The sequence below is a fragment of the Petrotoga mexicana DSM 14811 genome, from assembly GCF_002895565.1.
GTDB classification, from domain to species: domain Bacteria; phylum Thermotogota; class Thermotogae; order Petrotogales; family Petrotogaceae; genus Petrotoga; species Petrotoga mexicana.
In genome coordinates this window covers 24,909-38,189 of record NZ_AZRN01000033.1, presented here as the reverse complement: position 1 = coordinate 38,189, position 13,281 = coordinate 24,909, and the positions used below count along the sequence as shown (strand labels likewise).

The window sequence follows — 13,281 nt, the reverse complement described above, 5'->3', positions numbered from 1 at the left end:
TTATATTTCACTTTGAGAATTTATTAAATCTAAAATTTCGCTTTTTGTATTAAAATATTCGTCTGAATGAAGTATATATTTTGCTTTTTGAGTTAGCAACTTGTTAGTAAAATCTAAGGTGAATTCTTTTATTATTTTTCCAGGCCTGGGAGACATAACTAAAACTTTTGTACCTAGCATTAAAGCTTCGTCTACGTCATGGGTTATGAAAAATATACTACACTTATTTTCTAACCAAATATTTCGAATCAAATTTTGCATGTTGCTTCTAGTAAATGCGTCTAAAGATCCGAAAGGTTCATCCATTAAGATAACTTCAGGATAATTTGCTAAAACTCTTGCAAGAGCTACTCGCTGTTTCATACCTCCCGAAAGTTCAAAAGGGTATTTTTCTTCAAAACCAGTAAGATCAACTTCTTGAATAAAGAATTTTGAAATTTCTTCGATTTTATCTTTTGGTACACCCCTACTTTTTGGTCCAAACTCTATGTTCCCTTTAACAGTCAACCATGGATAGAGTGTAGGGGACTGAAATACAACTCCTCTATGCCAGTCTGGCCCTTCTATAGGGTTTTCATGCATCAAACATTTTCCAGAAGTTAATGGGATGAAACCTGCTATTACTCTTAGCAAAGTACTTTTTCCGCAACCGGAGGGCCCTAAAATACAAAGAAACTCACCTTTTTTTAATTCTAAATTAACACCTTTCAATGCTTCTATTAAACCGGTTTTTGTTTCGTAATTGACACTCAAATTTTCAATTTTTATCAAAGTTTCTTTATAAAGATTGTCTATATCTCATCATCCTTTTCCAAGGATTTTTCAATGTAATAAGGATTAATATATTCGCTAAATTCTTCTAAGCTTGGTGAATTTTCGATAAAACCCTGAGCTTTTAAAAAATCCGATGTATCTTTCATAACTCTTACAAAATTCCCTGGTTTTTCACTTGTGCCCATATATTTTTGACTGATCATTTCTTCTCTTGTGAGCCAAATTGAACCTTGCATTTGGATTAAAGCAGTTTCAGGAGATATTCCTAAATTTCTTGAAACTATCTCAGCGGCACGTTCTGGATCATTTAAATATATGTCGTTTGCTTCAGCCAAACAGTCTATAAAAGATACAACTAAATCAGGGTACTTTTCTGAAAAGTTTTTACTTACTAAAGCAACATTTGCTGTAATATAGCCCCTTTCTAACATATCCTCACTGGAAATTAAAACTCTTCCACCATTTTCTATAAGTTCACCTAAAGAAGGTTGCCAAGTATAGGCAGCGTCTATATCGCCTCTTGACCAGGCAGCAACTATCTCGGTTGTTTTCATATCTAGGAGTTGAACTTTTTCTTCTATTCCAGCTTCTTTGAGAATATTCAATAAAATATAATGACTAGTGGAAGCAAAAGGAGTTGCTATCTTTTTACCAACAAGATCGTTTATACTGTTTATTTCATCGTTCTCTCTAACGACCAAAGCCTCTATATCACCTAAGACTTCGTGTATCCAAATTAACTCTACATCAAGGTTTCTAACAAAAGCAATGATAGAATTTATGTTCCCCATAGTAGCAAAATCTATACTTCCTGAGGCAAAAGCTTGATTGGCCTCTACTCCAGAATCAAAAACTATAAAATTACATTGGATACCTTTATCAGAAAAGTATTTATCAAATAGCCCTTGTTCAATAGCAATTGTTTCATCGTTAGGTACCCTTAAGATTCCAATGTTAATCTCCTTGGGTAAATCTTGCTGACCCTTATTACAACTTGTAAAGATAAGAGTTATCAATGTAATTAAAACAAAAAATAATAAAGATTTCACTAATTTACTTTTCATATATGCCATAACACCTCCTTTAAAGAAGAAACCAACTTTTAAACCTTACCTTTCCAGAAAATTAATTTTCTTTCTAAAGATCGTAATCCGTAATCTATCAAAACACCACTGATTCCCATTATAAAAATACCTACGAATATAACATCGCTTTTTAAATAGTTAGAAGCGTCAATTACCATCCAGCCGATACCCGATGTAGCTGCAACCATTTCAGAAGAAACAAGAGTTGTGTATGCAACACCAAAAGAAGTTCTAATCCCAGTAAATATTTCTGGTAGACATGCAGGTAACACAATTTTAAAAAACACATTCATTTGATCTGCTCCCAAGGATCTTGCACTCAATATATAATCTTGGTTTATTCCTCTCACAGCGGAAACACACGCTATGTATATAGGAGCAAAGGCGGCTAAAAAAAGTAAAACTTCTTTTGATAAATCTCCTATACCAAACCATAAAATAAGAATCGTGTAATAAGCTAAAGGTGGTAAGGGCCTATAAAATTCTACGATAGAATCTATGATTGCTTCCACTTTTTTAAAATAACCACTTAGAAGTCCTATAGGTAAAGCAAATATTATAGCAAAGGCTAAAGAAACGAACAATCTTTTGAAACTTGTTCCTATATGCACCCATAAGGGAATATTGTTGTATCCATCTCTAGCTAAACTTAAAAATGCTGACCAGACTCTTTCGGGTGAAGGTAGCAAAGTTGGAGTGAATATTTCTAGTTTTGTAACAATATACCAGGTTAAAAATATCGTTAACCACGTAAATACTGTTAATAAAATGTGATTGTTTTTTTTGTTTGATTCATTATTATTCATACAAACAATTCCTTCTCTTTAGAAAGATTTTAGATAAAAGGCCATCAATTATCTTGATGGCCTATAAAATATATCATACTTTTGATCTAAACATAAATCAATCAAAGTTATAAGCGGTAACTATCTTTTCTCTACCAGTGATTTGGTCTAAATAATATTCATAATAACATATACCCAAGAATGAACCAGAAATATTAAAGACATTATTGAAACCTCTTCCTTGAAGGGCCATAACCGCATTATAACTTCTTTGAGAAGAACGGCAATGAACATAAACTGGGCGATCTTTAGGTATTTCATTTAGTCTATCCCTGAGTTCACTCAACGGTATATTAACAGCGGTTTTGAGATGCCCTTTTTCGTATTCATCTTTTTCACGACAGTCGATGATGAAAGCACCATTTTCCACAAGTTCTCTAACTTTAGTCACAGGGACTTGTCTGAATCTACCATGTAATAGATTTAAACCAACTAGTGCAGCATGATTAACTGGATCTTTTGGAGTGGAAAACAAAGGTGCATAACATAGTTCTAATTCTTTTAAGTCTTCTAATGTCCCATTCATACGAATTAGTGTGGCTATCACATCGATTCGTTTAACAGCATCACCTTTGCTAATCGCTTGTGCTCCCAGTATTCTTCCCGTAGGAACTTCGTATATCAACTTTAAATGTAGCTGATAACTATTCGGCATTAAGCCAACTTTATCCTGAGGAATGATATAAACAAAGTCGTAAGGAATACCATTGGCTTTAGCTTTTTTTTCATTGAGCCCTGTGGCAGCCGCATTTAAATTAAAAACTTTCACGGTCGATGATCCAATCGTACCTTTATTTATATGAGGTATATTATAAATGTGATCTGCTGCGGCCCTTGCTTGTCTTTGAGCAGGACCAGCAAGAGGTAGTCTTAAGGGTTTACACGATAAAGCACAATAAGTTTCTATAGCATCTCCGACAGCATAAATATCATCATCGCTTGTTCTGTAGTTATGATCTACTTTAATCCCACCTGTTTCACCTATTTCCAAACCGGCCTCTTTTGCTAAAGATGTTTCAGGGGATACTCCTACAGCCATTATAACAGCTCTAGCATTTACTTTTTTACCAGATTTTAATTCTACATAATCATCAAAGATTTTAGTTACAGAATCACTTAAAATAAGGTTTACACCGTTATCGTATAACTCTTTATGTAAGATCTGAACCATATCATAGTCAAAAGGTTGCATCACTTGGTCTAAAGCTTCTATCAAATTAACGTTGTAACCCGCTAATTTAAGGTTTTCTGCAACTTCAATTCCAATATAACCTCCTCCAACTACTGCGACATCTTTTATATTATTTTTTTCTATGTAGTCTTTAATTTTAACTATATCTACCACGTTTCTGACTGTAAATACATTTGCTCTGTCTATTCCTTCAATACTTTTTGGAAGAACAGGTTTGGCGCCTGGAGAAAGAACCAATTTGTCATAATGTTCTTCGTATTCTTCTCCCGTTTGTGTATTTCTAACAATGACTTTCTTTTGATCCCTTATAATTTTAATAACTTCACTGTTAACCCTTGCTTCAATGTTATACTGTTTTTTAAATTGCTCTGGTGTCATCAAAACCAAATCATCACTATTTTCTACCATACCACTTAAGTGAAATGGTAAGGCGCAATTGGAGAAAGAAACATGAGGTCCCCTTTCAAACATTATTATTTCTGCAGATTCATCAAGCCTTCTTGCTCTTGCTGCTACAGAGGCACCTCCTGCAACTCCTCCAACTATAAGTATTCGTTTACCCATTTTAAAGTCCTCCTTTAGTTTGACAAAATAAAAGTTATAGTAGCAATGGATCTTATGTTTTTTAAGAAGTTTTTAACTCCTATAGTATTAATCCTTATTCACTTTAAAATCTGTTTTTGATGGTATCTTATAAAATATCTTGTTGCTAACCACAGCACCTAAAACCATGAAAGCTAAAAATATCCAACCAGATAATGAAAATTCGGCTATAGGGCTGTATAATGCTCCAACGTTACAACCATTAGCAAAACGAGTTCCAAATCCCATCAAAATACCGCCCAATGAGTATAAAAGGGCTTCTTTTCCAGTTACACGCAACTCTGATTTAAAAGACTCAACAAATTTACCTGCTGATAGAAGATAAGTTAGCGCTCCTACTACTATTCCAAAGTTTTGAACTAACGATGGATTTTGAAAAAAAGGTGTAGCAAAGGTAGCAGCAGGCATTTTTGTAAACTCAGCAAGAGCTTCTCCAGAAACACCAAAAACCATTAGTACTTTGCCTATTAGCACCCCATGTGGAGTGGAAGCTCCCCAACCTGCCTTTGTAACTCCAAACAACAGGACAAAAAGTATGCTTAAAATTACTGCACCTTCAGTTAAAGTCCAAGGTTTCACAAATATATGATTATAAGTGTCTTGACTAAAAAATTTGAAATTAGAAAGATCTAATTTTTTTCTGCTTTCTTGTTCCTTTTCCGAAGGAACTCCAAAATAAGTTTTTTCCTTCCTTCTCTTTTTTTCATATTGGTAAGATGTAAAAATTACTATGGAGGAAAATATTGCTAACAATAAGATAGCTCCCAAATAACCTTGAAAACCGTCCCATTTGAATAAATCTGGTAGAAAAACACCTCCATTGAACTTAGCTCCAGTTGGAGATGTAATCCAGGAATTGGTAACCCATCCAGCCGTTCTTTGAATAGGAAATCCTAGAAAAACACCTATTCCAAAAAATATTAATGTTATCAAAGCCCTTGTAAATCCCATAGTTAAATCGGTAAGCACACCTGTAGCACAACAAACGGACAGGGACATACCAAAACCAAAAAGAAAGGCTCCCAGCAGTAAACCAAAATTAATTGGACTTATCCAAAGGCTGTAATTAGTTGGATCTGAATTAAACAAAAATCCCATGATCATCAAAGAGGTTATAAAAAACATGAAAATCATTGCACGCATGAGTTGAGTAGATCCGGTTCTATAAGCTCTATTGACACTTCCGGCAAACCCTGTATAAGCTCTAGCTAAGGTGTATCCAAAACCTACTCCTATCAAAAGTCTAAAAAAAAGCATATCTGTTGCTAAAAGTGCGTTTCCGAGGATGAGAATTAGTGCAAAACTTAACAAACCAAGAACCTTTTCTACTGTTTTAGTCATACTTTTTCCTCCCGTCTAAAGGCATTTTTAAAACAAAAGTTTTGAATTACTAAAAGATGGGTTTTACCAAAACCTTAGTTGAATATTTAAACTTCACCCCCTTTTTTGTGAAATAGTTCACGAAATAAACTAAAAGATCAAATAACACTTTTAAATATGAAAAAAATTAAATATTAGATTTGTTATTTCTATCACTAATTGAAATCCAACATTATACTAACAAAAAAAAGTAAAAATTAAATTAACTTTGTCAGCTTTTTAATAAAGAAAGATTAAATAAAGGTTATTTCATAAGTTTTGAATAAAAAAGGTTTAATGTTATAATTAAAAAAGAGATTTTTTTCAGCAATTTTATCTAGTTGAAGAATAGAGGTGAAATATTTGAAAGACCAAGTAAAGATGATCTACTTTGATTTAGATCACACCCTGTGGGATTTTGAAAGTAATTCACAAGAAGCATTGAAGTTGGTCTATCAAAAGTACGGTCACGTTTTTCGAGGAACATCTTTGGATAAGTTTGTGGAATCTTACAAAAAAATAAATAAACAACTATGGGAAATGTATAGGAAAAAAGAAATAGGCCAACAAGAATTAAAACTTCTTCGTTTTGAAATTACTTTAAATGCTTTAAAAATAAAGCATAGAGAGGATTTGATAGAAGAGATGAATAATTCTTACCTAAATATTTTATCAAAACAAAAACTCCTCGTCGATGGTGCAGTGGAAGCTTTGGAGTATTTAAAAGATAAGTATGAATTGGGAATTTTGACAAACGGCTTTAGAGACACTCAAATTGTTAAAATGAAAAGTTCGGGAATATATGATTATTTTAGTATTTTAGTTAGTTCTGAAGATGTCGGCTTTCCTAAACCTGATGAAAAGATTTTTAATTATGCGATTTTAATGTCTAAGAAATCTAAAGATGAAATTGTTTATGTTGGCGATGATCTTGAAAATGACATCTTACCAGCAATGAAATGCGGAATTGGCGCCATTTGGTTTAAAAATCATGAAGAAACTCTTGTAACCCAAGAAAAGAATGTTATGAGTATATCCAAGCTTACAGAGCTGAAAAGTTTACTTTAAATTTATTCGAGGTAATAAATGCCTTTTTTTAATGTAAAAACTTTGGTATTTTTAATGAGGTCAAAATATTCTTTATCTAATTGATATGCTTGTTCTCCAGTATAAATTACTACTTTTATCTCATCACATGCTGCTTTCTTTTTAAATATTAGTAAATTTTCTTCTGAAGTAATTAGCTCGTAACTCCCTGATGAAAGAGAGGGGTGAACTTTCCTTAAATTAATGAGATTTTTACAGTAATTGAAGGTTTCTTTTTCTAAATTTGACCAATCTTCTTTGAATTTCATTGCAACTCTTCCACTTTCATGAAAATTATGAATTGTCTCGTCCCCTTTTAAAGCTATCTCATTACCATATTCTAGCATAACATTTCCAGTAAGAGCCATTAATAATCCAAGTGCGATGTAAAATGTCTCTAATTCTTGGCATATATCTATGAACCTTGGAAGATCGTGATTTTCTATAAAATAAGTTAGCTGAAATTCCTTTTCATTTAATTGGTTTGATAATACTATTTGGTTGTATAATTGTAATAATGATCCATTTTTCTTTCCTAAAACTTCTTTAAAAGTATCGTATGTAGCAAAATCAAACATACTGGTAAAACGTTGAGCATCATTCCCTTTGAACTTTTTGAGAAGATTAAAATTTTTTAACTTATCTCCTTCGTCTTCCCATACTTCACCTAAAATTACCACATCTTTTTTTATTTTTTTCATCCTTGTAGCAAATTCTTCTAAAAAGGATAATGGCAAGCCCAAAGCATGATCCAACCTAAATCCATCTATTTCATAGTTTTTTAACCAATATTCCCCAACCCTTATTAAAAATTCTCTTGTATCTTCGTCATCTAGATTCCAGAACAAAAAGGATCTTTGCCATCTTTCTTCTTGGGGTGAACGGGGAGATTCAGTTTTAACAGTCAAATCTTTAGGGACGGAATTAAAATCAAACTCCTTTGAGGCATGGTTAAGTACTAGATCTATAATAACCTTTATTCCTCTTTTATGAGCATCTTCAATAAGCTTTGTAAAGATAACTTTAGCTTCTTCTTCGGAATTGGAACTTATATTTTCTGAAATAGAAAAATAATTGGTAATATCGTATCCATGGGTAGTTTTACTCTTAAAAATGGGTCCAAGATATATCAAATCTATCCCAAGCTCTTTTAAATAGTCTAATTCTTGAATGACACCTTGGAGATCTCCATCTATTGCATTTTTCTCGTAATAGCGATAACTCCCTCTTGGGAAATCGTTTGTTAATTCTCCATTTTTAAAAAATTTTATTAGAATGTGGTATCCTAAAAACATAAAATTCCTCCCATAGTTTACTTAGAGTTATTCTATCATTCTTTTTTTAAAAAAATGAAAACGTTTCCTAAAGATATTCACTTTTTTCACTTTTAAAATTTAAAATGAAAAAGTGTGGTATAATTAAATTGATAAGAAAGAGCTCATCAGACTGATAGCAGTAAAAGACTCATAAGGAGGGGTAACTATGGACATACTTTTAGTTTATCCTGCTTATCCCGAAACATTTTGGAGCTTTAAACACGCGCTGAAATTTGTTTCCAAACGCGCTGCTTTGCCACCTTTGGGTTTGATTACAATAGCTTCTTATCTACCAAAAGAATGGAACGTTAGGTTGGTGGATATGAATTGCGAAAAATTAAAAAAAGAGGATATACTGAATTCAGATTATGTTTTTATAAGTGCCATGGCTGTTCAAAGAGAGTCTGCGATAAAGGTAATCAAACAATGTAACGACTATGGTAAACCTATAGTCGCTGGTGGCCCTCTTTTTACAATGGAACCCGATACATTTCAAAATACTGTGGACCATTTTGTTCTTGGAGAAGCAGAAGAACTGATGGATGAGCTGGTGGAAGATATCAAAAATAATAAATTAAAAAGATATTATGCGAAACCAAATTTTTGTAATATCGAAACTACACCTGCTCCCAGGTGGGATCTGTTAAATCTCAAATGGTATGGGTCCATGAGCATCCAGTATTCTAGAGGATGCCCATATAATTGTGAATTTTGCGATATTGCGGCCTTGAATGGTAGAAAACCCAGAACTAAGACAAGCGTACAATTGATCCGAGAACTTCAATCTTTGTACGATGCAGGTTGGAGGCATTCCGTTTTCTTTGTAGATGATAATTTTATCTCAAATAAATCAAAGTTAAAAAAAGAAATATTACCCGCAGTAATACAGTGGCAAGAAACTCATGATTACCCTTTTTCTTTCTATACCGAAGTTTCTATAGATTATTCTAATGATGATGAACTCATGGATCTGATGTTCAAAGCAGGCTTTGACAGAGTTTTTATTGGTTTAGAAACCCCTGATCCGGATAGTTTAAGAGAAGCTAACAAGTATCAAAATATCAAACAAGATCTTGAAGAGTCTATCAAAAAAATTCAAAGTTTTGGTTTTGAAATTCAGGGAGGCTTTATTGTCGGTTTTGATAGCGATAAACCTACAATTTTCGATAGGCAATTCGATTTTATACAAAAAAATGGTATAGTTACGGCAATGGTTGGTATTTTAAACGCCCCCAGAGGAAGTGAATTATATTTAAGATTACTCAAGGAAAATAGGTTACGGGGAGAAATAAGTGGAAACAATGTAGATATCAATACGAACATTATTCCAAAGATGAACTTAGAATTTTTAGTCAAAAATTACAAAAATCTGGTTGCTAAGCTTTATCAGCCCGAAAACTATTATGATCGTTTGAAAAAATTTTTGGTTAATTATAAAGTACCGGGATTCTCAAAAGCTAAGATAGGTTTCCAAGAAATAAACGCTTTTATTAAATCCATCATTATTTTAGGAATTGTTGGTAAAGAAAGAAAGCAATATTGGGGAACTCTTTTTTGGAGTTTGTTTAAGAAACCTAAAGCGTTACCAAAGATGATTTCTCTTTCAATTTACGGTTACCATTTCAGAAAAATTGCAGAAAATTTATAAGGTGAGAAAATAGATGATAAAAAAAATAATTTTGGTTTTTGCATTTATTTCCATTGCGTTGGGATCTTTTTCTGCAAATCTATCCAAAGATAATATGATTATAAATTTAAACGATAATACGTGGATAACAAATCAAATTGCAGAAAAAATAAAAAATATTGGAAGTTATATGTACAATATAAAAATAAAAGATGCGATGTCTAACTCAATAAATATCAGTGATTATGATGTGACAATGAACATATTTACAAATACCAAGGAAAATATCACAATTGCTTTTGGTTACTTTGATGGTGGGGGCTTTTCTTATTCAGAAGAATCTGGTGAAACTGCTGATTGGGTAGAAAAATTTGCGGTAAAGACTCTGGAGACATTATCTATTCAAAGATTTCTGTATGGAGAAAATTGGGATGTTTTACAGATCACTTTTTGGGAAGGGGTAGATGAATATCCAGTTTTTCAAAATAATAAGTTATATCTTGTAAGTGATAGATATATTGGAAATAGGGAAATTTATATTTTTGACTTTAAAGAAGGTACACAAGAGAAGATTCCATTGGAATACTCTGCCGAATATTTTCCTGATATTTCCCCAAACGATGAGTATTTAACTTTTCAAACAACATTGTTTGGAAAATGGGACATTGTATTGTATAATTTAGAAACTAAGGAGATTCAAAGGATAAGTCCGCCAGATAAGAATGCTTATTCACCATATTTTTATGACAACACATTGATTCTATTCACTATGGATGAAGATACTGGCCAATGGACGGAAGTTTGGATCTATGACTTATACTACGATAAACTTGAGAAATTAACCGAATCAAAGGATCTTTTGAAATTTAGGCCCACTAAGTGGGATGGTAACAAAATTAGTTTTTACGGTGTTGACCATCAAACGGCGAGTATGAATGTTTACTTTGTTGACGAAGAAAACAGTATTTCACCGTTAATAGCACAACCAAATAATCAAACCGATAATTGGTCTAACGGTTCAGAATTACTTGTGTACTCTGAGTTTAACGGAACCTATTTCAGTATATATGAATACGATAATGGAGAAAAAAGAAATTTATCGAGCATGTTGACAAATGACTGCTTCTATCCAACGTATTCTGCAGACAAAAAATATGTTTTTTTTACTAATTATTATTCAGAATCAGATATTTTTGTTATAAACAGAGAAAAAATTAAGGTTAATAGATAATAAAACTCTATTGGAGTGATTTGAATAATTAACGAAAACGTGAACGAAGAAGTTTCTGAGAAGAATAAGTATAAAAAAATTGCTAAAATCTTTGGATTTATTCTTTTGTTTTTTCTCTTTTTCTGGAATGCTTTAATAACTTTTTTTCTAATAATTCTATTAAACGTAAAAACAATAAAGAAATCTGTATTTGGTAATCTTCCATTGGAAGTTAAGAAAGGTTCTTATACTGATGCAATTACTGTAGAGTATAAAAAGGAAAAGATACCTTTGAAATTAGATGTATATTATCCTTCTAAAATAAAAAGCAAGTATCCTGTACTCTTTTTTGCTCATGGAGGAGGTTGGATAACAGGAAGTAGGAAGTTATCAAGCGTTACCGCATGGGGCAAGTTTTTAGCTAGTAGAGGATTTGCTGTTGTCGCAATAGATTACAGGTATGGTTATTTTAACAAGTATGAAGAGTTGATAGAAGATTACAACGATGCCCTAAATTATATAAAAGATCATAGTGAAGAGCTCAGTTTAGACAAAGAAAATATCGTGTTGATGGGGACGTCAGCAGGTGGTACGTTGTCCCTTTATTATGCAGCATATAACTCTTACTATAATCATTTTGAAAAGATGAAGGGCATAAAAGGAGTTGTAGCTTGGTACGCTCCATCAGACCTTTTAGATCTCTGGAGTAAGCAAGTTGATTCGCTTTTTGCCCAGTTTGCAGTTACAACCACAATGAAAGGTACCCCTAAAACAAAATTTGAAGAATATAAGCTATATTCACCTATAAATTATATATCTGAAAGAATGGTTCCAACATTGTTAGCACATGGGGAAAAAGACGCTACCGTCCCGGTAACAACTTCTATAAAGTTAAACCAGAAGATAAAAGAATGTGGTGTTCCTTCTGCATTGTTAATTCATCCGAAAGGGAAGCATTCTTTCGAATTGGAATTAAAAGATGTTTTAACCCAGAAGTTTGTTGAAAAAACGGTGAGTTTTATTAAAAAAGTATGTCAAAATACGGAGACTGTTGATACATTAGATAGAAGAGCTGTATAGAAATAAAGATCAACGAAAATGGGGAGATGAACCTATGTTACAAGAGGATTTTAAAATAGATTTTCGTTATGCAAAACAAAATATAGAATTTACTCAAGCTTTCATAAATAAAGGCAAAAATTATAGAGAATCATTAATAAAATTTAATTCCTTATACAAATTTAATAAAAAAGGTACAGAAGCTAATGAAATTTATCTTTTTGAGCCTCGAGGGAAAGCTTTGGGTGTTGCTTTGATACTTCATGGGTTGGGAACCAAAAACATTACATATATCTTAAAAATGGGACGATATTTTTCCAAATTAGGTATAAGGGCTGTAGTACCAATATTACCGGACAATTACACCAGAACATCTAACGGATCTATGAGTGGTAAAAATTATTTTTCTGCTGATATTTATACAACCTTAAACACCTGGGAACATGCGGTTGTTGATATATTAAGTATCATAGATTTTTTGAAAGCAAACGAACTTTGGCATGAGCGAAACTTCATGATAGGATACTGTCTTGGGGGCATGGTATCTGTTATCGTTAATGCTTTAAATCCTGAAATAAAGCACAATTTCATTATAGCCAGTGGTGGAAACATGGCTGAACTTATATGGGAATCACCTACCTTGGAATTTACAAGAAGGGAACTACTTAAAAAGAAGGATCAGATAGCTTATTTAAGCGATAGAGAAAGACTAAAAAAGACCTTTCAAAATGATTTAAAGAGGATAGGAGAGTTTAAGAACATTCAAGAGTTTTTAAATTCAAACATACATCCGTTGATGAAGGTCGATCCTGCAGCTTATGCCAAATTTTTAGATAGAGAAAAGGTAACATTCTTAGAAGCAGCTTTTGATAAAACCTTACCTAAAAACACAAGAAGGGTTCTATGGGAAAACTTAGGAAGACCTAGAAAGATGACGGTCCCCATCGATCATATTACTTGGCTACCTTTTCAAAGGCTGATATCTAATATTATTATAAACGAAATGAGGTTCGAAGATATCAAATACCGCTTTGCTAATCTAGGATATTTAGCTATTTTTTTCAAAGTGAATTAATATTCCTTCAACAATTTCAACCTACCAAATTCCTTTTCATTTATAGATTC

General features: G+C 32.5%; 11 protein-coding genes. 5 read left to right on the top strand and 6 right to left on the bottom strand.

What is annotated here, in order from left to right:
* The 5 genes from X927_RS07520 to X927_RS07500 all read right to left on the bottom strand — a co-directional run bounded on the left by X927_RS07520 (position 1) and on the right by X927_RS07500 (position 5,840).
* A complete protein-coding gene (locus X927_RS07520) occupies positions 1-771 on the bottom strand; it encodes an ABC transporter ATP-binding protein (protein WP_211286408.1) in 771 nt (256 codons plus the stop codon).
* Positions 772-791: 20 nt separating this feature from the next.
* The gene (locus tag X927_RS07515; RefSeq protein ID WP_211287839.1) at positions 792-1,847 is read right to left on the bottom strand and encodes a taurine ABC transporter substrate-binding protein; all 1,056 of its coding nucleotides are present in this window, start codon (positions 1,845-1,847) and stop codon (positions 792-794) included.
* Between the two features lie 29 nt (positions 1,848-1,876).
* Complete coding sequence (locus X927_RS07510; protein ID WP_103077470.1) at positions 1,877-2,665, bottom strand: ABC transporter permease; 789 nt, start codon at positions 2,663-2,665, stop codon at positions 1,877-1,879.
* A 97-nt stretch (positions 2,666-2,762) separates the two neighbouring features.
* Entirely contained in the window at positions 2,763-4,460 is a 1,698-nt protein-coding gene (locus tag X927_RS07505; protein WP_103077469.1) for an FAD-dependent oxidoreductase, read from the bottom strand.
* 87 nt (positions 4,461-4,547) lie between these two features.
* Positions 4,548-5,840, bottom strand: a complete 1,293-nt coding sequence (locus X927_RS07500; protein ID WP_103077468.1) for a YeeE/YedE family protein — start codon at positions 5,838-5,840, stop codon at positions 4,548-4,550.
* A gap of 381 nt (positions 5,841-6,221) precedes the next feature.
* On the opposite strand from X927_RS07500, the gene X927_RS07495 reads away from it, so the two are divergent.
* Positions 6,222-6,926, top strand: coding sequence for a YjjG family noncanonical pyrimidine nucleotidase (locus tag X927_RS07495; RefSeq protein WP_103077467.1), 705 nt, complete (start codon positions 6,222-6,224; stop codon positions 6,924-6,926).
* Positions 6,927-6,928: 2 nt separating this feature from the next.
* Here the strand turns inward: X927_RS07495 and X927_RS07490 are convergent, their stop codons facing one another.
* A complete protein-coding gene (locus X927_RS07490; RefSeq protein WP_103077466.1) occupies positions 6,929-8,239 on the bottom strand; it encodes an alpha-amylase family glycosyl hydrolase in 1,311 nt (436 codons plus the stop codon).
* Between the two features lie 187 nt (positions 8,240-8,426).
* Between X927_RS07490 and X927_RS07485 the strand changes: the two genes are divergently transcribed.
* From X927_RS07485 to X927_RS07470, 4 genes are read left to right on the top strand one after another with little or no spacing between them, the layout of a single operon-like run.
* Entirely contained in the window at positions 8,427-9,908 is a 1,482-nt protein-coding gene (locus X927_RS07485) for a B12-binding domain-containing radical SAM protein (RefSeq protein WP_103077465.1), read from the top strand.
* Between the two features lie 13 nt (positions 9,909-9,921).
* Positions 9,922-11,118, top strand: a complete 1,197-nt coding sequence (locus X927_RS07480; RefSeq protein WP_103077464.1) for a TolB family protein — start codon at positions 9,922-9,924, stop codon at positions 11,116-11,118.
* 39 nt (positions 11,119-11,157) lie between these two features.
* Positions 11,158-12,177: an alpha/beta hydrolase gene (locus X927_RS07475; protein ID WP_103077463.1), complete on the top strand. Its 1,020-nt coding sequence runs from the start codon at positions 11,158-11,160 to the stop codon at positions 12,175-12,177.
* Positions 12,178-12,211: 34 nt separating this feature from the next.
* Positions 12,212-13,231 carry a dienelactone hydrolase family protein gene (locus tag X927_RS07470; protein WP_103077462.1) on the top strand — a complete coding sequence of 340 codons (1,020 nt, stop codon included), beginning with the start codon at positions 12,212-12,214 and terminating at the stop codon, positions 13,229-13,231.
* Positions 13,232-13,281: the final 50 nt, after the last annotated feature.